Below are 22,411 nucleotides of genomic sequence, written 5' to 3'. Positions count from 1 at the left end.
TGCGGTGCGGCACCCAGGATCGCAGAAACATCGACAGAACAACAGAATTGGTGAAGATGATTCGTGTGATGCGGAAATCCTGAATAATGCTTCGTATGGAGACCACCTCAGAGGCCCCGGAGCCGAACACCGTTCGGGCCCCCGCCCTGGATGCGATCGACGCCAGGATCGTGCAGCTGCTCACGGCCGACGGGCGCATGACGAATGCCGAGCTCGCCGGGCGTCTGGGTGTCGCGCCCTCGACGGCGCACACCCGGCTGCGGGCGCTCGTGGATCGTGGCGTGATCACGGGCTTCCACGCGAGCGTGGACGAGCGGGCGCTCGGCGCGGGCCTGCAGGCGATCATCGGCGTCACGCTGCGTCCGAGCGGACGCCGGGAGAGCATCGTGGAGTTCGCGGACCGCGTGCGCGTGCTGCCGCCGGTGATTCAGCTCTTCTTCCTCGGTGGCGACGACGACTTCCTGCTGCACATCGCGGTCGCCGACTCGTCGGAGATGCGCGAGTTCGTGCTCGAGCATCTCTCGGCGCAGAGCAGCGTCGCCTCCACACGCACGAGCATCGTGTTCGACTACCACCGCAACTCGGTGGCCGCTTCCTTCCGCTGAGGGCTGCCGCGGGTCAGGCGCCGTAGGACGCGGGCAGTGCGCAGTAGTCGGCGAACCGCCGCGTCGGGTGCGCGGGGTCGGTCACGTCGACGATCGCACCCGCGACCGTGTGCGGTGGCTCGTCGCCGGCCAGCTGCCACACCGCGTAGTTCCACATGCCCCTGGTGCGCTCGCCGAGCAGAGTCGCCGGTCCGGAGACGAGCAGGATGTCGCCGCTCTTCGGGCCTTCGCGGAACGCGGTGACCACGGAGCGGAGCTCGGCCTCGGCACCGTCCGGTGAGTGGTCGCGGATGACCGGCTGCCCTGACGCCGTCAGCGCGGCCGCGAGGTCGTCTGCCGCCTGTCGCGAGCGCCCGGCATCCGCCCCGGCCACCGCGAGCAGTCGTCGGCCGCGCGGGTAGAAGTGCAGGAACTCGGAGGCGATGTCCGCCCAGACGTCGGTCATGCGTCCAGGCTACGCCCGGGGAGGGGTATGGGAGCGGGAACAGAGGGAGCCCCCGGGACCACGGCGGATGCCGCAGTCCCGGGGGCTCCCTCGTCTGCTCAGTCCTCGTCGATCAGGAACCGGCTGTAGGCGCCCAGTGTGAGGAAGGTGGGGAACTCCTCCTGGAGGGCGACCTCGCGGAAGATCTCCGCCGCGTCGTCGTACCGGTCGCCGTGGCTGCGCGTCGCCTGCGCGAGCACCTGGGCGATCAGACCCTCGATGTACTCCGCCGTGATCGGGGTGCCGTCCTGAGTGGTGCGGTCCTGGTGGATCCACTGCCACACCTGCGAGCGGCTGATCTCGGCCGTCGCGGCATCCTCCATCAGGTTGTCGATCGCCACGGCCCCGAGTCCGCGCAGCCAGGCCTCGAGGTAGCGGATGGCGACCGACACGTTGTCGTGCACGCCCTGTGCTGTGATGGGCCGGCCGATGTGCAGGTCGAGCAGGTCGCGGGCCTCGACGTGCACGTCGTCACGCTGGCGGTCGACCTGGTTGGGGCGGTCGCCCAGCACGGCGTCGAACTCGGCCTGAGCCGTGGGGATCAGGTCGGGGTGGGCCACCCAGGTGCCGTCGAACCCGTCGCCGGCCTCGCGCTTCTTGTCGGCGGTGACCTTCTCGATCGCGCGTGCTGTCACCTCGGGGTCGCGGCGGTTGGGGATGAACGCGCTCATGCCGCCGATCGCGAAGGCGCCCCGCTTGTGGCAGGTCTGCACGAGCAGATCGGTGTACGCCCGCATGAACGGCACCGTCATCGTGACCTCGCTGCGATCGGGAAGCACGAAGCGCGCCCCGCGGCCGCGGTAGTTCTTGATGATCGAGAAGATGTAGTCCCAGCGGCCGGCGTTCAGGCCCGCGCAGTGGTCACGCAGCTCGTAGAGGATCTCGTCCATCTCGAACGCCGCCGGCAGGGTCTCGATCAGCACGGTCGCGCGGATCGTGCCGTGCGGGATGCCGATGTACTCCTCGCTGAACGAGAAGACGTCGTCCCACAGCTTCGCCTCCTCGCTGGACTCCAGCTTGGCGATGTAGAAGTACGGTCCGCGACCGCCGTCGATCAGCGCCCGCGCGTTGTGCAGGAAGTAGAGGCCGAAGTCGACCAGGGAGCCGGATGCCGAGGTGCGACGACCGGCGCGGTCGATGAAGGCGATGTGCTTCTCGGGCAGGTGCCACCCGCGAGGGCGCATCACGATCGTCGGCGTGCGCTCCGCCGTGACGCGGTACTCCTTGCCGGGGCCGGATTCAGAGGCGGGCGATGTGAACGACAGCTCGCCGCGGATGGCGTCACGGAGCGACAGCTGCCCCTCTATGACGTTCTTCCAGGTCGGGCTCGTGGCATCCTCCTGGTCGGCGAGCCACACCCGCGCGCCGGAGTTCAGCGCGTTGATCGTCATCTTCGGGTCGGTCGGTCCGGTGATCTCGACGCGGCGATCCTCGAGGCCGGGCCCGGCACCGGCGACCCGCCAGTCGCGATCCTCACGGATGTGGGCGGTGTCGTCGCGGAACTTCGGGTCATGACCGTTGCCGATCTCGAAGCGACGGCGCATGCGGTCGGCGAGGCGGTCGTGGCGACGGGAGGCGAAGCGGTGGTGCAGCTCGGTGAGGAAGGCGACCGCTTCGGGGGTCAGGATCTCCGCGTAGCGGTCGCGGAGGGGACCGGTGACCTCGATCGCGGGACCCTGCTGGGTCGTCTGGATCGGAGCCGTGGTCGGGGGAGCGGTGGGAGTGGTCATGATCGTGAGTCCTTTGAGTCGTGTCGAGTACTGCGACGAATGCGTCGAGCACCGCGACGAAGAGGGGCCACGCGCCCGGAGGCTCCGCGCGGCGCGCCAGCGCCGTGTGGAGGGGGCGTGGGGATCAGTGGAACTGCGCGGCTTCGGTGGAGCCGGCGAGGGCGAGTGTCGCGCTGTCGGGGTTGAGCGCGGTGGAGATGACGTCGAAGTAGCCGGTGCCCGCCTCGCGCTGGTGCTTGGTGGCGGTGTAGCCGTCTGCTTCTGCGGTGAACTCGGCTTCCTGCAGCTCGACGTATGCGCTCATGGCGCGATCGGCGTAGCCGCGGGCGAGGTCGAACATCGAGTAGTTCAGGGCGTGGAAGCCGGCCAGCGTGATGAACTGGAACTTGTAGCCGAGGTCGGCCAGCTCCTGCTGGAAGGTCGCGATCTCGGCGTCCGACAGGTGCTTCTTCCAGTTGAAGCTCGGCGAGCAGTTGTACGCCAGGAGCTTGCCGGGGAACTGCTCGTGGATCGCTGCGGCGAACGACCGGGCGAGCTCGATGTCGGGCTCTCCCGTCTCGACCCACAGCAGGTCGGCATAAGGGGCGAAGGCGAGGCCGCGGCTGATGACCGACTCCAGTCCGGGCCGGATCCGGTAGAACCCCTCGGTGGTGCGCTCGCCGGTGGTGAACTGCTGGTCCCGCTCGTCGACGTCGCTGGTGAGCAGGTCGGCGGCGAGGGCATCGGTGCGGGCGATGATGACGGTCGGCACTCCGGCGACGTCGGCCGCGAGGCGGGCCGCGTTCAGGGTGCGGATGTGCTGCTGGGTGGGCACGAGCACCTTGCCGCCGAGGTGGCCGCACTTCTTCTCGCTGGCCAGCTGGTCCTCCCAGTGGATACCGGCGGCACCGGACTGGATGAGCGACTGCGCCAGCTCGTAGGCGTTCAGGGGCCCTCCGAAGCCCGCCTCGGCGTCGGCGACGATCGGCGCGAGCCAGTCCTGCGTGGTCTCGCCCTCAGCGTGCTCGAGTTGGTCCTGGCGGATGAGCGCGTTGTTGATGCGGCGCACGACCGCCGGCACCGAGTTCGCGGGATACAGCGACTGGTCGGGGTAGGTCTGGCCGGCGAGGTTGCCGTCGGCGGCGACCTGCCATCCGGAGAGATAGATGGCCTTGAGTCCCGCCCGCACCTGCTGCACGGCCTGGCCGCCGGTGTAGGCGCCGAGCGCACGGACGTAGTCCTCGGTGTGCAGGAGGTTCCACAGATTGTCGGCACCGCGATGGGCGAGCGTGGCCTCTTCGCGGACCGAACCGCGGATGCGGATGACGTCTTCGGCCGAGTAGGTGCGCTCGACGCCGTCCCAGCGGGGGTCGGTGTCCCAGATCTCCTGGAGCTCGGCGGCCGTCTGAACCTGGTCGCCGGCTCGCAGACCGGCGGGGCGGGGCGTCGGGGTGTGGGCGGTGTTCGTCATGGTGTCTCCTCGGTGGATCCGGCGGCTGTGCCGGTGTGGCGTGGTTCCACTGTGCGTGAAGTTCGGAGGGCTGATCGACCGAATGTGAGGAGAAGATCGATAGAAATTCTGTTTCTGTGACAGAATCGGCCGCATGAGCACCATCGACGCTGCAGAAGAGGCCGACGCTCTCACGATCGGCCGCCGCATCCGCCAGCTCCGCACGGCGAAGGGCATGACCCTCGACGACCTCGCCTCCGCCGTCGATCGGGCGCCGAGCCAGATGTCGATGATCGAGACCGGGAAGCGTGAACCCAAGCTCACGCAGCTGCAGGCGATCGCCCGGGCGCTCGGGGTCACGATCGACGCCCTGCTGGAGGGCGAGCCGCTCGATGAGCGCAGCGCGGTCGAGATCGCACTCGAGCGGGCGATGAAGGGGCAGACGTTCCAGGCGCTGGGCATCGAGCCGTTCCGCATCGCGAAGAGTCTGCCGACCGACGCTCTGAAAGCACTGCTCGCCCTGCACGGCGAGATCGACCGGCTCAAGGATGAGCGGGCCGCGACACCGGAGGAGGCCCGGCGGGCGAACGTCGAGTTGCGGCACCTGATGCGTCGGCAGGACAACCACTTCGCCGACCTCGAGGCGAAGGCCGCCGAGATCCTCTCCGCGGTCGGTCATCCGGGTGGTCCGCTGACCCAGCGCACGGCGTCCGAGATCGCGGCCTACCTGGGCTTCACCCTGCACTACGCGCCCGACCTGCCGCAGACCACCCGGAGCGTCGCCGACCTCGCGAACGGCCGGCTCTACCTGTCGAGCAGCGTGCCCGCGAAGGGCGATGCCCGCACCGCGGTGCTGCAGGCGCTGTCGAGCCGTATCCTCGGGCACTCCGAGCCGCGCAGTTACGCCGAGTTCCTGCGTCAGCGCGTGGAGACGAACTACCTCACCGGTGCGCTCCTCATCCCCGAGGCGCATGTGGTCCCGGCGCTGAAGGATGCCAAGCAGCGTCGGGCGATCTCGATCGAAGACCTGCGCGACGCCTACTCGGTGTCGTACGAGACGGCCGCGCATCGGTTCACGAACCTCGCGACCCGGCACCTCGACATCCCGGTGCACTTCCTCAAGGTGCATGAGTCGGGCACGATCACCAAGGCGTACGAGAACGACGACGTGAACTTCCCCACCGACCGTCTCGGGGCCATCGAGGGGCAGATGTGCTGCCGCCGGTGGACCTCGCGTGTGGTGTTCGACGAGGACGACCGCTTCAACCCGTATTACCAGTACACCGACACCGGGAACGGCACCTACTGGTGCACCGCCCGGGTGGAGTCGTCGAGCGAGGGGCTGCACTCCGTCAGCGTGGGCGTGCGCTTCGACGACACGAAGTGGTTCGTGGGGCGCGACACCTCGCATCGGGGCGTCTCGAAGCACTCGGTCGAGGTGTGCTGCCGCCGGGCGCCGGCCGACCTGGAGGACCGCTGGCGAGACAACTCCTGGCCGAACGTGAAGACCCCGCGCACGCTGCTGGCGACCCTTCCTACCGGGGCCTTCCCCGGCGTCGACACGACCGACGTGTACGAGTTCCTGGAGGCGCACGCCCCCCGCTGACCCCGCCCCGCCCGTCCCCGCCGTCCGCCCCCGCTCCCGCCCGCTCCGCCCGGCGTTCCGGTCGCAGTTGCTGCCGCCCGGGAGCGGCGAAGGCGACAGGAAGTGCGACCGGAGCGGATGGATCGACTCGCGCGGGCATCCTGCGCAGGCTACGGAGCGGACGGAAGCGGGGGTTGAGCCAACACTGAACACCTGTTAGGTTTTCGCGTGTGGAGTGGCTCCGGTCAGCGGCGCCCGTTCTCGATGAGGAGACGTGATGAAGCGATGGATGAGCACACTGGCCACGGTCGGACTGGTCGTCTCAGGCCTGGCCCTGGCCGGACCGGCGGCGGCGGGAGGCGGCCGTCAGGGCGACGCCGAGCTCACGCGCTGGGCACAGGACACCTGGGGCTCCCTCGCGGCGATGACCGATGAGGAGACGGGCCTTCCGGCCGACAACATCACCGGCGACCTGCAGACCCCCAGCGCATACACTTCTCCGACGAACATCGGCGGATACCTGTGGTCGACCGTCACGGCGCGAGACCTCGGCATCATCGGCGCCGACGAGGCGCGCAGCCGCATGTCCGCCACGCTCGACACCCTCGAAGGGCTCGAGCGCAATGACGCGAGCGGCATGTTCTACAACTGGTACTCGCCCACGACGGGGGAGAAGCTGACGACCTGGCCCGACTCCGGCGATCCGGTGCACCCGTTCCTCAGCACGGTCGACAACGGGTGGCTGGCCGCCGCCCTGCGTATCGTCCGCGAGGCGGATCCTGCCCTCGCGGTGCAGGCGGACGCCCTCTACGACTCCATGGACTTCGCCTCGTTCTTCGATCCCGCGGGTGCCGCCGGCCTCCCCGCCGGCACCAACCGCGGCGGTTTCTGGGACGAGGTGCCGCCGGACTGCAGCGTCGCGGCCCCGATGTACAACGGATCGGGCGAGACCGCCTACTACACCTGCCACCACTACGACACGACCGTGAGCGAGAGCCGCATCGCGACCTATCTCGGCATCGCCAACGGCCAGATCCCGGCGACGGCGTTGTACGGCACGCATCGCACGATGCCGCCCGGCTGCGACTGGGCCTGGCAGGAGCAGCTTCCCGAGGGGGAGTACCGCACCTACGACGGCGTCGAGGTCTGGGAAGGCGCGTACAGCTATGACGGTATGTCGTTCGTCCCCAGCTGGGGCGGCAGCATGTTCGAGTCGCTGATGCCCGACCTGCTCGTCCCGGAGACGAAGTGGGGTCCGAAGTCGTGGAAGCTCAATCATCCGATCACGGTCGCCGTGCAGAAGCAGCACGGGCTCGACGAGGCCGGATACGGGTATTGGGGCTTCTCGCCCGCGAGTGATCCCTTCGGCGGATACGCGGAATACGGCGTCGACATCGCGGGCATGCGGTCTGACGGCTACACGTCCGACATGGAGAAGACCGACGTCGATGTGGACCGTCCGGGCTGTGCGGTGGGCACGAACCCCGCTCCCGAGTTCGGCGACGGCGTGATCACGCCGCATGCGGCCTTCCTCGCGCTGCCCTTTGACCGCAAGGGTGTGCTGCGCAACCTCGAAGGCATCGAGGAGGATCTCGGCGCCTATGGCCCCGGTGGGTTCTACGACGCGGTCGCCGTGAAGAGCGGCACGATCGCCGAGCGCTACCTGTCACTCGACCAGTCGATGATCATGGCGGCGATCGGCAACGAACTCACGAAGGATAAGCTCAAGGACTACTTCGTGGATCGCGAGATGGAGAAGCTTCTGCGCCCCGCGATGCGACAGCAGGAATTCAGCTCGTCGTGGGGTGCGGGTGGCAACGGCCACCAGGGCTGAACTGCCGCTTCCCTCGACGAGGGATGGGAGTGGGCAGTGGGAACGGACGGCCAGCCGACAGCGGGTCGTGGCCCCCGTGGCTCCTACGCCACGGGGCAGGCGCGACGGCAGGCGATCGTCGACGAAGCGCTGGTCGTGTTCTCCCGGACCGGATTCCACGGCGGGTCGCTGCGGGAGATCGCGAAGCGCGTCGGCGTGACGCCTGCCGGCCTCCTGCATCACTTCGCCGACAAGGAGGAGCTGTTCGCCGAGGTGCTGCACCAGCGCGACGAGAAGGTACGAGCGGCCGCGGGCGATCCCGCGGAGCACACCCTCCTCGAGCAGGCGAAGAGAGTCGTCGCCCACAATCAGACCTCGCGCGGCCTCACGTCGTTGTACGCGATCGTCTCGGCCGAGGCGACCGATCCGGAGCATCCGTCGCACGCCGAGTTCGCCGCCCGCTACCGGGCACGAGCCGACGAAGCCGTGGAGATCCTCCGCCGTGGGCAGGAAGCCGGTGAGGTGCGCGACGACATCGACCCCGCGCTCGCCGCACGCCTGATCAGCGCCGTCATGGACGGGATCCAGCTGCAGTGGCTCCTCGACGAATCCGTCGACATGGTCCCGCTCTTCGACGAGTTCGTGCGCCGCTACCTCTACCCTGCCGCTCCTCCTCAGTCCTGACGGCACGCGCTCCGCCCGCGCTCCCGCTCTGTATCGCCGAGTGCACGGCTTCCTGCCGAGTGCACGGCTTCTCGACGTCGACAAGTCGTGCACTCGGCGAGTTCGCGTGCACTCGACGCCCGTCCAGCCCCCGTCCGTGTCGTGCCTGTCGTCAAAAGTTAGTTTGATCTTGCTTAGTCAATCTTGACTATGTTATTTTCATCGAGCCATCAACGACGAACGGCCGAGAAGGGACCCTCATGGCTACTTCCTCTGCGGAAACCCGATTCCGCATCACTGCCACCCTGACGTGCGTTCTCGCCGCCACGCTGACGCTCGGAGCATGCTCCGCGCAGACGCCAGGCGGCGATACCGCCCCCACGAGTGCGAGCGACACCGACGCCTGCAAGCGGAATCAGGATGCCGGCACCATCACCTACATCTCCGGCTACGGCTACTCCGCCAGCGCCGGCCAGCTCGACGTGTTCCTCGCCGAGGAGCTGGGCTACTTCGACGACCTGTGCCTCGATGTCGAGATCAACGCCTCCGGGGCGAACGGGCAGCAGCTCGTGGCATCGGGTCAGGCCCAGTTCACCGCTCTCGGTTCTGCATCCGACGTGATGCTGGCGGCGGCGAACAGCAAGAACCTCACGGCGGTCGCCACCTACGGCACGACCCCGCCGTTCTCGATCTTCGGCAACGAGAAGCTCGAGAGCCTGAAGGACCTCGAGGGCGGATCGCTCGGATACTTCATCAACCTGACGCCGATCGCCTCGGCCATGCTCGACGAGGCCGGCGTCGACGTCTCGAAGGTCGAGATGGTCAAGATGACCAACTACGACCCCACGGTCGTCGTCCGCGAGCAGGTCGACGCGATCGTCGGCTACGCCTCCAACCAGCCGCAGTCGCTCAAGGCTCAGGGCCTGCCGTTCAGCGAGTTCCTCCCCGCCGATCTCGGCGTCGAGGGTACATACAACGTGATGGAGGTGAATTCCCGATTCCTCGACGAGCACCGCGAGGTCGCCGCCGACTTCATGCGGGCGAGCCTCAAGGCGCTGCAGTACTGCCTGGACGAGTCGGATGCCTGCATCGACAAGCTCGCGAAGCTGGCCGAGGACAGCGGTCAGGGCGCAGCGTTCCCCCGCGACCAGCTCGCCCGCACGTGGGAGGTGGAGTCCGCGTGGGTGCGCGAGAGCGCCGGCGGGAACCCCGGCGTGCAGAACGAGTCGATGTGGGAGCCCGAGTACGCCCTCGTGAAGAAGTACGGCGACGTCAAGGAGCTGCCCGCGATCGCCGACATGATGGACGCCGACCTGGTCGCCGACCTCTACGACGGCGACACCCTGATCTGGCAGGAGAAGTGATGACGGTCGCACACGGCGCCGGCGTCGAGGTCAGGAACGTCTCGAAGTCGTTCGGCGTCGACGGCGCGAAGGTCACCGTACTCGATGATGTGAGCCTGACGATCGGCATGGGCGAGTTCGTGTCGGTGATCGGCCCGAGCGGCTGCGGCAAGTCCACACTGCTCAAGGTCGTCGCCGGCCTTCTCGACGCCGACTCCGGAACCGTCACGATCGACGGCGAGAGCGTCACGGCGGCTTCGCGCGACAAGAAGATCGGTCTCGTGCCGCAGTCGCCCGCACTGCTGCCGTGGAAGACGGTGCGCGAGAACGTCGAGCTGCCGGTGCGGATCAACGCCAAGGCCAACGCCGGGCGAGCGCTCCGTGATCCCGCGGAGCTGCTGGCCACCTTCGGGCTCGGCCAGGCGATGAAGAAGTACCCCGGACAGCTGTCGGGCGGCATGCAGCAGCGTGCCGCGATCGCGAGGGCGTTCGTGTTCGACCCGGCCATCATGCTGATGGACGAGCCGTTCTCGGCGCTGGACGAGATGAACCGCGACCTGCAGCGGATCGCGCTGCTGGAGTTCTGGCAGTCCAACCGCAAGGCCGTCATGTTCGTCACGCACTCGGTGCCGGAGGCGATCATGCTCTCCGACCGCATCGTGGTGATGGCCGCGCACCCGGGGCGCATCGCCCAGGTGATCGATGTGAACCTGCCGCGGCCGCGCACCGAAGAGGCCTACGCGACGGACGAGTTCCGCGAACTGGAAGCAGTCGTGCGCGGTGCGCTGCGCGCGCAGACGGAGAAGGCCCATGTCTGAGCTGACGATGAGAGACACGACCGCCACCCTCGCGACCGCCCGCCTGAAGGCCCAGCCACGCCGGGGAGTTCCTTCCTGGCTGCGCTGGGGAGCGTGGGGACCCACGTTGATCACCTTCGTGATCGCCGCTCTCCTCTGGCAGGTCGTGGCCTGGACCAACCCGTACGTGCTGCCGACGCTGGAGGCGATCGGCGCCAGCCTCGTCGATGACGCCGGCATGTACTGGTCGAACTTCCTCGTCACGCTCCTCGAGGTGGTGGTCGGCGCCGCCGCCGGTATCCTCGCCGGATTCCTCCTGGCGGTCGTCATGGCGGAGTTCCAGATCATCGAGCGGGCGGTCATGCCGCTGGTCATCATCGTGATGGTGACCCCGATCGTGGCGATCGCCCCCGCACTGGTCGTGGCCTTCGGCTTCGGCATGGTGCCGAAGTTCATCGTGACGGGGCTCGTGGTGTTCTTCCCGATGCTCGTGAACTCGCTCGCGGGTCTGCGCGACGTCGATCAGAAGGCGCTCGACGTCTTCAAGACGCTGCACGCCTCGCGGTGGGAGATCTTCCGCGAGCTGCGCTTTCCCGGCAGCATGCCCTACGTGTTCGCAGGGCTCCGCATCGCCCTGCCGCTCGCGGTGGTCGGCGCGGCGGTCGCCGAGTTCGTCGCGGCGGGACAGCAGGCCGGTCTCGGCTCGCTCGTCACCACGTCTGCGGCTCAGGCGAACCTCGCGGTCACCTGGGCCAGCATCGCTCTGCTCTGCCTGCTCGGTGTGCTCCTGATCATCGTCCTCGCCCTGGTGCGCAAGCGCGTGCTCTGGTGGAGCGACGGCGAGGTCACGGCCAAGGGCTGACGCGGCACCCTCATCCCGGGACGGGTGCCCCCCAACCCGTCCCGGGGTTCCTCCGGCGTGCCCGGAACCACTCCAGAACCGCTCCGGAACCAGCAGAACGACTCCGGAACCAGCAGAACGAACCACCCACAAGGAAGGCACCCGCACATGACCGATCAGAACACCGTCAAGCAGTTGCGTCTCGGCCTCTTCGAGAACGCCCAGGCGAACGACTCCGGCACCGCCACGTGGCGGCACCCCGACAACGGGCGCTACCTGTTCGACAAGCTCGAGTACTGGCGCGACACCGCGCGCATGGTCGAGGACGCCGGGTTCGACTTCCTGTTCCTCGCGGATGCCTGGGGGTGGGCCGACGTCGCCGGCGAGCGTCCCGACATCTGCTCCCTCGAAGGTCTCGACCTGCCGCGTCTGGACCCGGCGATCATCCTCGCCGCTCTCATCCCCGAGACGACGCGCCTGGGGCTCGTCGCCACCGGCTCGACGCTGCTCGAACCGCCCTATTCGTTCGCGCGACGGATGGCGACGCTCGACATCCTCTCCGGCGGCCGCATCGGCTGGAACGTGGTCACCACCGGCACGGCGGACACGGCTGTGCAGGGCTTCGGCGTGCCGATGGTCGGCCACGACGAGCGCTACCTCATGGCCGACGACTTCATGCAGGTCGTCTACAAGCTGTGGGAGCAGGCGTGGGAGGAAGGGGCTCTGGAGCGCGACAAGTCCGGGCGCTTCGCCGACCCGTCGAAGGTGCACCGCATCGCCCACGACGGCCCGTACTTCCGATCGCACGGCTACGGCAACACTTCGCGCTCGCCGCAGGGTACCCCGGTGCTTTTCCAGGCCGGCGCATCCCCCGCGGGTCGGGAGTTCGGGGGCAAGCACGGCGAGGCGATCTTCGTCGGCAGCGGCTCGGTCGAGCAGCTGCGTGCGCACTCATCGGCGATCCGCGAAGAGGCCGTCAAGAACGGCCGCGGAGCCGACGAGGTGAAAATCATGTCGGCATTCGCCGCGATCGTCGGCAGCACCGAGGAAGAGGCGCAGCGCAAGTACGCCGAGGTCGCCGACGCGCAGAACCCCGACGTCACCGTCGCCTCCTACGCATGGTTCACCGGCCTCGACCTCTCGGCCTATGCGCCGAACACGCCGATGTCGGAGCTGAGCACCGAGCTGTCGCAGACCCAGGTCGCCCGCTTCGCCGACAAGACGGTCGGCGATGTCCTCGGAGATTGGCACGCGCACGGCGTCGGCGCCCGCCCGATCGTCGGCACCCCCGAGCAGGTGGCAGACCGGATGATCGAGCTCGCCGACGGCGCCGACCTGGACGGATTCCTGTTCGCTCCCGTCATCCCGCCGGCGTCGACGGTCGACTTCATCGAGCACGTGCTGCCGATCCTCAAGGAGCGCGGTGCGATCGCCGAACCCTCGGCCGAGCCGCAGTCGCTGCGTGAGCGTCTGATCGGCACGCCGACGCCGGCGCTCGCCGACTCGCACACCGGCTCCCAGTACCGACGGACGATGTCGCGTGTCTGACACCCTCACCGGTGTCGCCGTCGTGGGGAGCGCGAATCTCGATCTCGTGGTCGAGGTTTCGCGCCCTCCCCGCGTCGGCGAGACCCTACTCGGTCGGGCCGGCGGCCGCTTCGCCGGGGGCAAGGGGCTGAATCAGGCCGTCGCCTCCGCACGCAGCGGGGCTCCGACCCGGTTCTGTGCGGTGGTCGGAACGGACGAGGCCGCCGACGTGCTGCAGCAGACGCTGGCGGATGCCGGAGTCGCGGCGGCCCTGCGCCGGAGTGCCGCCGTTCCGACGGGCGTCGCCCACGTGCTGGCCTTCGACGACGGCGACAACAGCATCATCGTCGCGGCCGGTGCGAACGCCGAGCTCGATGTCGACGACGCGGTCGCCGGGATCGCGGGCGCGGCGGTCGTGCTCGCGCAGCTGGAGGTTCCGCTCGCGAGCGTGGCGGCCGCCCTGCGCGCGGGCCGGACGGCCGGAGCCCTGACGATCCTGAACGCCGCGCCCGCACATGCCGAGGCGGTCGAGATGCTCGGCGACGTCGACGTGCTGGTGGTCAACGAGACCGAGTGCACCGCGCTCGGCGGCATCGACCGGCTGCACGCCGCCGGAGCCCCGGTCGTGGTTCTCACCCGGGGTGCCGGGGGAGTGGTGCTGCATCGCGCGGGGAGCGATCCTCTGCAGGTCGACGCGTTCCGGATCGATCCGGTGGATACGACCGGCGCCGGCGATGCGTTCTGCGGAGCCCTGGCCGCCGCGCTCGCCCAGGGAGAAGCAATCGAGACGGCGCTGATCCGGGCCTGTGCGGCCGGCGCCGTGGTGGCGCAGCATCGGGGTGCGACGACGTCGGCCCTGTCGCGCGCGTCGATCGACGCGCTCGTCTCGTCGCGCTGACCTCAGGCCGACGAGGCCGCGTCGGCCGACGCTGCGCCCTCGGTCGTCTCGCCGGCGAATGTGTACTCCCCACCGCGCAGACGTTCCAGCAGGTCGAGCAGCCACTGCTTCTCGGCCGTGAGGCGGGCTGTGGAGAGGTCGAAGATCTCCCGCACGTACTTGGGCGTCGTCTCGGAGCGCAGCGTGTCCTGCACGTCGAAGCCGTTCTGCGTGATGATCGCGTCGCTCTTGATGAGGCGGTGCTCGAGGCCGGCGATCACCTCCTGCCGACTCAGAACGAACATGAACGAGGCCACGGTCATGATGGCCTGGGTGTCGAAGGCTGCGACGTTCCAGAGGTTCTCGCGCAGCATGCGCTGCAGTTCGACCTCGCCGGCCGGGGTGATGCGGTAGGTGGTCCGCGCCGGGCGCTTGCCCTCGGCCTCGGTGCCGCTTTCGGCGATGTAGCCGTCGACCTCGAGGGCGCGCAGGGCGTTGTAGATCGATCCGGGTTGGATATGCGCCCACTCGTCGACGTGCCAGGTCATGAGTTCGCGACGGAGGAAGTACCCGTGCACGGGCTGGAACTGCTTCACGGCGCCGAGGACGACGAGGCGGGTGGTCGACATGCCCCTCATGCTAACGGCTGGCCTTCGCCTTTCCTGTTGTTTGCATGATCAAAGTTGCCTATTATCAAAACTAGTCAAAGTTGACTAACGAAAGGAAGCCGAAATGACGACTGTCGTGACCGACGCGCTGACGAACGATACGGTCCCGCGCGACCTCGCCCTCCGCCGGGCCTTCTCGGTATACCCGACCGGCGTCGTGGCCCTGGCCGCGCACGTCGACGACCGTGCCGTGGGAATGGCGGTCAACTCCTTCACCTCGATCTCGCTCGAACCGGCGCTGGTGGCGATCAGCGCCGCCCGTACGTCGAAGACCTGGCCGGTGCTGCGCACCGTGCCCGAGCTCGGCATGAGTGTGCTCGCCGCGCACCACGAGCCGCTCAGCCGCTCGCTCTCGGCGAGGGAAGGCGACCGGTTCGGCGGCCATGAGTGGCGCCGCACCGATGGCGGAGCCGTGCTGATCGCGGACGCAGCGCTCTGGCTCACGTGTCGCCTGCACAGCACGTTCGACGGCGGCGACCACGAGATCGCGCTGTACGAGATCGCCGACATCACGCTGTTCGACGACGTCGAGCCACTGGTCTTCCATCAGAGCCGCTACCGCTCGATCGCCGCCCCCGAGAACGCGTGAGCGCGTCGCCGCCCGGGACGATCGTCGGACTGGTCGTCCCCGGCGACGGTCGGGGTCGCGAGCTCGGCTTCCCGACGGCGAACCTGGCGCTCGACCACGAAGATCTGCCCGACGACGGGATCTACGCGGCGTGGGTGCGGATCGACGACGACCTGCTGTCGTGGGCGGCGAGTGTCAGTGTCGGGATGAACCCGACCTTCGATGGCGATCGCGAGCGACGCGTCGAGGTGCACCTGCATGATGCCGACATCGACCTCTACGGTCGGCGCCTGTGCGTGACCCTCGTCGCGCGCCTTCGCCCGACGCTGCGGTTCGACGGCGTCGAGGCGTTGATCGCCCAGACTGCCGATGACGTCACGCGGTGCCGGGCGGTGCTGGCTGCGGGAGCGCGCATCCACTCCTGACCCGCTCTTGGCCCGATGTTGGCCCGCTGCTCCGGTTGCAGTTCCTGCCGCTCAGACGTCGCGGGGGCGGCGCGAAGTGCGACCGGAGCGTTCCCGCCGCGCGGGGTGCGAGCAGGAAGCACGTGGATGCTCGGGAGCGTGCAGCCGCCCCGGCTCAGTCGCGGGCGGTCTGCAGGATCGTCCAGAGCTCGGCGCGGGCGGGGAAGGTCGACAGGTCGACGTCGAGCAGCGCGCCCGCGTGGGCGATGCGGGAGCGCAGGGTGTGCCGATGCACTCCGAGCGCGACCGCGGCGGATTCCGCTTTCGCGTCATGCTCCAGCCAGGTGCGCAGCGAGCGTTCGAGCTCGGCGCCGGTACGGGCGTCGTGCTCGCGCACCGGGGCCAGGCGCGATTCGGCGACGAGGCGCGCCTCGTCGGTCGCGAGGGCCGTGAGGATGCTCGACCCGACGGTGTCGGAGTAGCGGGCGACCCCGTGGGTGCCCTGCTGACGCAGCGCCGTGAGCGCCTGCGCGTGTGCCCGGGCGAACGAGTCGTACCCTTCGGGATCGGAGACGCCGATGCGGATGCCGAAGCGGGCGGCGACCTCGTCGAGCAGGGCCTCGTCTCCGGCTGAGACGCACATCGTCACCCCGTCCTCGGATTCGGCGAGGAAGATCGAGGTCCCGTGCTCGGCGCGGTGCCGCTCCCACCAGTCGGCGAGCGGCCCTGCCGGCGCGTCGGCGGCGACGGCCACGAGCACGGGTGCGGTGGGCAGGCTGCCCAGCACCCTCCTGGCCAAGGTGGGGTCGTCGGCGAGGAGCGATCTGAGGAGCTGCGCGTGCAGGCGACGACGGCTGCGGGCGAGCTGCTCGCTCTGCTCCATCGCGAGTCCTGCCATGGCGATCACCGAGGTCACGACCGACCGGGCTTCGGGATCGAGCGTATCGACGGCGAGGGCGATGACGCCCCGCAGATGGCCGCCGCGGCCGACCGTGAACAGCATGAACGAATGGTCTTCGATGCTGAGCGACTGCCCCGCCTCGAGTCCACGGGTCAGGATCTCCACCGCGCGATTCCCGAGCTCGTCGAGCACACGGGCCTCCACCGTTTCCCGAGGGTGGGAGAGGGTGAGCGCTCCGGCGGCGTCGAACATCCCGGCCCAGACGCCGATTCGCCGCCCGAGTTCGGCGATCGTCGCATCGAGGCCGTGCGGACGGAGGGCGGCGAGAGCGAGGGCACGCTGCGTGTCGAGGGCCCAGGACCGTCGGGCATACGCCTGAGCCGCGATCGCCTCGGAGTGCGCGCGGGCGACGGCGATGAACGGGGTGCGGTACGGAACGGCGAACAGCGGCATCCCGTGCGCGGCGCACGCGTCGACGAGCTCTTCCGGGATGCCGGATCGGTGCACCTCGGTGCCGAATCCCAGACCGATCACCCCGCGGTCCGCGAGCCGCCCGACGTACGTGTCGATGCTGACGGCTTCGTCGAACTGGGTTCCGGTGGTCAGCAGCGCCAGGTCTTCGGACAGGAACGGGGTGGGGTCGGCGAGATCGGAGCTGTGCACCCAACGCAGCGGGCGGTCGAGTGCCCCATCGGGGATGTCGCCTTCGCGGGGGATCAGAGAGAGCCCGAGGTCGCGACGCTGCAACAGGGCGCGCAGGGTCGGCTGGGCGGTGACGACCACGGTGACCTCCGGCGAGTTGTACGAGCGGGCGATTTGCTTCTCCAGATTGTACAGACCGGTGAGTGCAGCCGGCTCGGTGGCCGCCGTACGCTCGCGAACATGGCACTCCTCGACACCGCAGCCCCCGCAGTCCCTCTCGGCGGACCCGACCTCCCCCAGGAGCGTCGTCTGGTCACGGATCTTCCCGGCCCCCGTTCCGCCGAGATCCTCGCGCGCAAGGCGGATGCCGTGGCAGCGGGCGTCGGACACACCGTTCCGGTCGCCGCTGTCGCCGCCGGTGGCGGCGTCGTCGTGGACGCCGACGGGAACTCGCTCATCGACCTCGGCTCCGGCATCGCCGTGACCACCGTCGGCAACGCGCACCCCAAGGTCGCCGCGGCCGTCGCCGCTCAGGCCGCGCAGTTCACCCACACCTGTTTCATGATCTCGCCCTACGAGTCGTACGTCGGCGTCGCCGAGGCGCTCAACCGCGTGACCCCCGGTGACTTCGCCAAGAAGAGCGCCCTGTTCAACTCGGGCGCCGAGGCGGTCGAGAACGCGATCAAGATCGCCCGCAAGCACACCGGTCGCCAGGCGGTCGTCGCCTTCGACCACGGCTACCATGGCCGCACCAACCTCACCATGGCGCTCACCGCCAAGTCGATGCCCTACAAGAGCGGTTTCGGCCCCTTCGCGCCCGAGGTCTACCGGGCGCCGATGTCGTACCCGTTCCGCGACGGACTCGATGGACGTGAGGCCGCGGCCCGCGTCATCCTCCAGCTCGAGAAGCAGATCGGCGCCGACAACCTGGCCGCGGTCATCATCGAGCCCATCCAGGGCGAGGGCGGCTTCATCGTCCCCGCCGACGGGTTCCTCCCCGCGATCGTCGAGTGGTGCCGCGCGAACGGCGTCGTGTTCATCGCCGACGAGGTGCAGACCGGCTTCGCCCGCACCGGGCACATGTTCGCGAGCGAGATCTTCGGCATCGAGCCCGATCTGATCACCACGGCCAAGGGCATCGCCGGCGGCCTCCCGCTCGCTGCGGTCACCGGTCGCTCCGAGATCATGGACGCCTCGCACTCGGGCGGCCTCGGTGGCACCTACGGGGGCAACCCCATCGCCTGCGCCGCAGCCCTCGCCTCGATCGACGTGTTCGAGAACGACGGCGTGATCGAGCGGGCGCGCGAGATCGGCACGATCCTCATCGACCGCCTCACCGCGATCCAGCAGAACGACCCGCGCGTCGGCGACGTCCGCGGCCACGGTGCGATGATCGCCGCCGAGTTCGTCGACCCCGAGACCAAGGCGCCGAACGCCGCTCTCACGGCCGCCGTCGCCAAGGCGTGCATCGCGCAGGGCGTCATCGTCCTCACCTGCGGAACCTACGGCAACGTCATCCGCTTCCTCCCTCCGCTCTCGATCGGCGACGACCTGCTGAACGAGGGACTCGACATCGTCGCCGCCGCCCTGGCCGCCGCCGAATAGCATCCGGGCCGCACTCCCGTGCGGCCCGACCCCCTGTCCGGTCGCGACCCCAATCGGGGGATTTCGGGTCGCGACCGGCACTACTTCCCCCAACGAAGGAGTTGCAGATGTCTGAGATCACCCGCGACGTACTCATCATCGGCGCCGGAGCCGCAGGGCTCACCGCCGCGAACGACCTGCGCAAGGCCGGCCTGTCGGTCGCCGTGCTGGAGGCCCGCGACCGCGTGGGCGGACGCCTGTGGACCGACGTCATCGACGGCGCCATGCTCGAGATCGGCGGTCAGTGGGTCTCGCCCGATCAGGATGCGCTCAAGGACGCCATCGAAGAACTGGGCCTCGAGACCTACAGCCGCTACCGCGAAGGCGACAGCGTCTACGTCGGCCCCGACGGGAAGACGCACCGTTTCACGGGGGAGATGTTCCCCGTGTCGCCGGAGACCGAGGCCGTGATCGCCCGGATCACGGGCATCCTCGACGCCCTGGTCGCCGAGATCGACCCCGATCAGCCGTGGGCGCACCCGAACGCCGAGGAGTGGGATTCGATCACCTGGGACGCCTGGCTGCGCTCGCAGACCGATGACGACGAGGCCGTGCGCAACCTGGCCTTCGCCACGGGATCGGCGATGCTCACCAAGCCCACGCACTCGTTCTCGCTGCTGCAGTCGCTGCTGATGGCCGCATCCGCCGGTTCGTACTCGAACCTCGTCGACGCCGACTTCATCCTCGACAAGCGCGTGGTCGGCGGTCTGCAGCAGGTGCCGCTGCGTCTCGCCGAGCGCCTGGGCGACGACGTGCTGCTGAACCAGCCGGTCCGCAGCCTCGAGTGGTCGGACGCGGGGGTCGTCGCCACCACCGACGAGCTCACGGTCCGCGCCCGCCACGCGATCCTCGCGCACGCGCCGGTACTGTACAGCCGTATCTCCTTCGATCCGCCGCTGCCGCGTCGTCAGCACCAGCTGCACCAGCACCTCTCGATGGGCTTCGTCATCAAGGTGCACGCGGTCTACGATCGTCCGTTCTGGCGCGAGCAGGGTCTCAGCGGCACCGCGTTCAGCCCGTACGAGCTGTCGCACGAGGCGTACGACAACACGAACCACGGCGACGAGCGCGGCACCCTGGTGGGCTTCGTCTCCGACGCCAACGCCGACGGCGTGTTCGAGCTCTCTGCCGAGGAGCGCAAGGAGCGCATCCTCGAGTCGCTCTCGCACTATTACGGCCCCGAGGCCAAGAACCCGGTCGTCTACTACGAGAGCGACTGGGGCAGCGAGGAGTGGACGCGTGGTGCCTATGCCGCGAGCTTCGACATGGGTGGCCTGCACCGTTACGGCGCGGACCTGCGCACGGCGGTCGGCCCGATCCACTTCGCCTGCAGCGACATGGCCGGAGCCGGGTACCAGCACGTCGACGGTGCGATCCGGATGGGACACCTCGTCGCATCCAACATCGTCGATGCGAGCCGCGAGTCCGGCGCTGTCGAGAGCAGCAGCTGATGACCGGCTCGGTCGTCGTGGGGTACACGGCGACGGATGCGGGAGCGGATGCCGCGGCGCTGGGCGCGCGCATCGCCCGCAGCCTGGGCGCGACCCTGCACCTGGTGATCGTGCTGCCGAACGAAGGAACACGCAACGCCGCGGTGCCGCCGGAGCGCGCCTATGAGGAGCACATCCGGTCGCAGGCCAGGAAGTGGCTCGCCGACGCCGTCGTCCGGCTGCCGCAGGAGTTGACCCGCAGCGGTCATGTCCGGTTCTCCGAGTCGTTCGCCGAGGGGCTCATCGCCGCTGGCGAGGAGTTCGGCGCCCGGGTGATCGTGATCGGTGCGGCGGGCGGGGGCATCTTCGGACGCCACCGGCTCGGCAGCGTCGCCTCCGAGCTGCTCCATTCGTCGACCATCCCGGTCGCACTGGCTCCGGTGGGCACCGCCCAGCAGGACGACCACGTCATCCCGCGCGTCACGGTCGCCGTCGGATCGAGGCCGGGCGCCGATGCGCTGCTCGACGAGGCTGTCGCCCTCGCCGGCGACAGCGGCGTCGACCTGCGCCTCGTGTCCCTCGTGCCGTTCGATGTGCCCCCGGGGCTCGATACGGGCGCGATCCGCACGGTCGGTGACGACCACGGGCAGGAGGTCCTCGCGATGGCGACAGAGCTGCTCCCCGACGGGCGCACCGCCGCCGTCGAGAAGGCTCCGGGCGACACCGTCGAAGATGCGGTCGCGAACCTCTCCTGGCTTCCCGGCGAGGTGGTCCTGGTCGGCTCCAGCAGGCTGGCGCAGCCCCGTCGTCTCTTCCTGGGCTCCACGGCGGCGAAGATGCTGCACGAGCTGCCCGTCCCCATGATCGTCGTCCCGCGCACCCGCAACGAAGCAGGAGAACGCTGATGAGCAGCACCAACCGGGCGACGGAGCCCGAATCCGGTGTCACGACCGGGATCTCCACCAAGGGCCTGAGCGCCGGAACGGTCGGCCTGATCGGCGCGGTCGTGATCGGCATATCGTGCATCGCACCCGCCTACACCTTCACCGCCGCCGTCGGCCCTGTGGCCTCCACGGTGGGGTCGCAGATCCCCGCGATCATCCTGGTCGGCTTCATCCCGATGCTCCTGGTCGCCTTCGGGTACCGCGAGCTCAACAACCGGATGCCCGACTCCGGCACCTCGTTCACCTGGGCGGCCCGCGCTTTCGGTCCGTGGGTGGGCTGGATGGCGGGCTGGGGCCTGGTCGTCGCCACGATCCTCGTGCTGTCCAACCTCGCGGGCATCGCCGTCGACTTCCTCTTCCTGCTGATCTCGCAGATCACGGGCAACCCCGACATCGCCTCCCTCGCGAGCGTCACCTGGATCAACATCGGCGTGTGCCTGCTGTTCATGCTCGGGGCGACCTGGATCTCGTACCGCGACATGCAGACGACCCAGAAGCTGCAGTACTGGCTCGTCAGCTTCCAGATCCTCGTCCTGCTCTTCTTCGCCGGTGCGGCGATCGTGCAGGCCGTCAACGGCAACGGCTTCGACTACCAGCCCTTCGATCTGAACTGGTTCAACCCGTTCGCGATCTCGTCGTTCAGCGCCGTCGCCGCCGGACTCTCGCTGTCGATCTTCATCTTCTGGGGCTGGGACGTCACCCTCACCATGAACGAGGAGACCAAGGACCCGGAGAAGACCCCGGGTCGCGCGGCCACCGTCACGGTGCTGATGATCGTCTCGCTCTACCTGCTGCTCGCGGTGGCGATGATCATGTTCGCCGGTGTCGGCACCGGTGCGCTGGGTCTCGGGAACGAGGACATCCAGGAGAACGTGTTCTTCCACCTCTCCGGCCCGATCCTCGGCCCGCTCGCCTTCCTGGTGTCGCTCGCGGTGCTGACCAGCTCGGCGTCGTCGCTGCAGTCCACGTTCGTGGGACCGGCGCGCACGCTGCTGGCGATGGGGCACTACGGCGCCCTGCCCAAGTCGTTCGCGAAGGTCAGCCCCCGCTTCTTCACCCCGGGGTACGCGACCATCATCTCCGCCATCGTCGCGTCGGCCTTCTACGCTGTGATGCGCGTCGTGAGCGAGGACACGCTGTGGGACACCATCCTCACGCTCGGCATGATGATCTGCTTCTACTACGGGATCACCGCCTTCGCGTGCGTCTGGTACTTCCGCAAGCAGTGGTTCGACTCGACGAGGAACTTCTTCTTCACGTTCCTCTTCCCGCTCGTCGGCGGTGCGATCCTCGCGGTGCTGTTCTTCACGACGCTGATCGACTCGATGGACCCGGCCTACGGCTCGGGTTCTCAGATCGGCGGCGTCGGCATCGTCTTCATCCTCGGAATGCTGATCGTCGGCGTCGGCATCGTCGTCATGGTCTGGAACGCCATCAGACGGCCGGCGTTCTTCCGCGGTCAGACGCTGAGCATCGACGCACCTCCCAGCCGACGCACGCGCTCCTAGCCCTCCTC

At 68.9% G+C, this 22,411-nt stretch carries 20 protein-coding genes; 15 read left to right on the top strand and 5 right to left on the bottom strand.

The features are described from left to right. Positions 1–86: 86 nt before the first annotated feature. A complete protein-coding gene (locus L687_RS37995; RefSeq protein WP_029258929.1) occupies positions 87–605 on the top strand; it encodes an Lrp/AsnC family transcriptional regulator in 519 nt (172 codons plus the stop codon). 13 nt (positions 606–618) lie between these two features. Here the strand turns inward: L687_RS37995 and L687_RS37990 are convergent, their stop codons facing one another. The 3 genes from L687_RS37990 to aceA all read right to left on the bottom strand — a co-directional run bounded on the left by L687_RS37990 (position 619) and on the right by aceA (position 4,269). Further along, positions 619–1,050, bottom strand: a complete 432-nt coding sequence (locus tag L687_RS37990) for a hypothetical protein (RefSeq protein ID WP_021201091.1) — start codon at positions 1,048–1,050, stop codon at positions 619–621. A gap of 98 nt (positions 1,051–1,148) precedes the next feature. Further along, positions 1,149–2,819, bottom strand: a complete 1,671-nt coding sequence (aceB, locus tag L687_RS37985) for a malate synthase A (protein ID WP_021201090.1) — start codon at positions 2,817–2,819, stop codon at positions 1,149–1,151. 124 nt (positions 2,820–2,943) lie between these two features. Next, a complete protein-coding gene (gene aceA, locus L687_RS37980; protein ID WP_021201089.1) occupies positions 2,944–4,269 on the bottom strand; it encodes an isocitrate lyase in 1,326 nt (441 codons plus the stop codon). A 133-nt stretch (positions 4,270–4,402) separates the two neighbouring features. Here aceA and L687_RS37975 point away from each other — a divergent pair, with 133 nt between their 5' ends. From L687_RS37975 to L687_RS37940, 8 genes are all read left to right on the top strand, one after another. Next, positions 4,403–5,854: a helix-turn-helix domain-containing protein gene (locus L687_RS37975; protein WP_021201088.1), complete on the top strand. Its 1,452-nt coding sequence runs from the start codon at positions 4,403–4,405 to the stop codon at positions 5,852–5,854. A 268-nt stretch (positions 5,855–6,122) separates the two neighbouring features. Beyond that, complete coding sequence (locus tag L687_RS37970) at positions 6,123–7,667, top strand: glucoamylase family protein (RefSeq protein WP_373695053.1); 1,545 nt, start codon at positions 6,123–6,125, stop codon at positions 7,665–7,667. 36 nt (positions 7,668–7,703) lie between these two features. Next, positions 7,704–8,330 carry a TetR/AcrR family transcriptional regulator gene (locus L687_RS37965; protein WP_021201086.1) on the top strand — a complete coding sequence of 209 codons (627 nt, stop codon included), beginning with the start codon at positions 7,704–7,706 and terminating at the stop codon, positions 8,328–8,330. A 239-nt stretch (positions 8,331–8,569) separates the two neighbouring features. Continuing rightward, on the top strand, positions 8,570–9,673 hold the full coding sequence (locus L687_RS37960) for an ABC transporter substrate-binding protein (RefSeq protein WP_021201085.1): 1,104 nt from the start codon (positions 8,570–8,572) through the stop codon (positions 9,671–9,673). Next, on the top strand, positions 9,673–10,470 hold the full coding sequence (locus tag L687_RS37955) for an ABC transporter ATP-binding protein (RefSeq protein ID WP_021201084.1): 798 nt from the start codon (positions 9,673–9,675) through the stop codon (positions 10,468–10,470). Before L687_RS37960 ends, L687_RS37955 begins: the two co-directional genes overlap by 1 nt. Continuing rightward, a complete protein-coding gene (locus L687_RS37950) occupies positions 10,463–11,311 on the top strand; it encodes an ABC transporter permease (RefSeq protein ID WP_021201083.1) in 849 nt (282 codons plus the stop codon). The genes L687_RS37955 and L687_RS37950 overlap by 8 nt, the downstream gene beginning before the upstream one ends. 147 nt (positions 11,312–11,458) lie before the next feature. Then, a complete protein-coding gene (locus L687_RS37945; RefSeq protein WP_021201082.1) occupies positions 11,459–12,838 on the top strand; it encodes an NtaA/DmoA family FMN-dependent monooxygenase in 1,380 nt (459 codons plus the stop codon). Further along, positions 12,831–13,715, top strand: a complete 885-nt coding sequence (locus L687_RS37940) for a ribokinase (RefSeq protein ID WP_021201081.1) — start codon at positions 12,831–12,833, stop codon at positions 13,713–13,715. The genes L687_RS37945 and L687_RS37940 overlap by 8 nt, the downstream gene beginning before the upstream one ends. 2 nt (positions 13,716–13,717) lie before the next feature. Here the strand turns inward: L687_RS37940 and L687_RS37935 are convergent, their stop codons facing one another. Then, positions 13,718–14,323, bottom strand: a complete 606-nt coding sequence (locus L687_RS37935) for a PadR family transcriptional regulator (RefSeq protein ID WP_021201080.1) — start codon at positions 14,321–14,323, stop codon at positions 13,718–13,720. Between the two features lie 103 nt (positions 14,324–14,426). On the opposite strand from L687_RS37935, the gene L687_RS37930 reads away from it, so the two are divergent. Next, entirely contained in the window at positions 14,427–14,951 is a 525-nt protein-coding gene (locus tag L687_RS37930; RefSeq protein WP_021201079.1) for a flavin reductase family protein, read from the top strand. Continuing rightward, complete coding sequence (locus tag L687_RS37925) at positions 14,948–15,355, top strand: riboflavin kinase (RefSeq protein WP_021201078.1); 408 nt, start codon at positions 14,948–14,950, stop codon at positions 15,353–15,355. Before L687_RS37930 ends, L687_RS37925 begins: the two co-directional genes overlap by 4 nt. A gap of 154 nt (positions 15,356–15,509) precedes the next feature. On the opposite strand, the gene L687_RS37920 is transcribed toward L687_RS37925, so the two are convergent. After that, a complete protein-coding gene (locus tag L687_RS37920) occupies positions 15,510–17,018 on the bottom strand; it encodes a PucR family transcriptional regulator (protein ID WP_029258917.1) in 1,509 nt (502 codons plus the stop codon). Between the two features lie 99 nt (positions 17,019–17,117). Between L687_RS37920 and gabT the strand changes: the two genes are divergently transcribed. From gabT to L687_RS37900, 4 genes are all read left to right on the top strand, one after another. After that, on the top strand, positions 17,118–18,482 hold the full coding sequence (gene gabT, locus L687_RS37915; protein WP_029258916.1) for a 4-aminobutyrate--2-oxoglutarate transaminase: 1,365 nt from the start codon (positions 17,118–17,120) through the stop codon (positions 18,480–18,482). Positions 18,483–18,589: 107 nt separating this feature from the next. Further along, positions 18,590–19,972, top strand: a complete 1,383-nt coding sequence (locus L687_RS37910; protein ID WP_021201075.1) for a flavin monoamine oxidase family protein — start codon at positions 18,590–18,592, stop codon at positions 19,970–19,972. Next, a complete protein-coding gene (locus L687_RS37905) occupies positions 19,972–20,856 on the top strand; it encodes a universal stress protein (RefSeq protein ID WP_021201074.1) in 885 nt (294 codons plus the stop codon). The genes L687_RS37910 and L687_RS37905 overlap by 1 nt, the downstream gene beginning before the upstream one ends. Further along, positions 20,856–22,403, top strand: a complete 1,548-nt coding sequence (locus tag L687_RS37900) for an APC family permease (RefSeq protein ID WP_021201073.1) — start codon at positions 20,856–20,858, stop codon at positions 22,401–22,403. Before L687_RS37905 ends, L687_RS37900 begins: the two co-directional genes overlap by 1 nt. Positions 22,404–22,411 lie beyond the last annotated feature (8 nt).

Origin of the sequence: Microbacterium maritypicum MF109 (genome assembly GCF_000455825.1) — a bacterium.
Classification (GTDB): Bacteria; Actinomycetota; Actinomycetes; order Actinomycetales; family Microbacteriaceae; genus Microbacterium; species Microbacterium maritypicum_A.
This window is presented reverse-complemented; position numbering and strand designations above follow the sequence as displayed.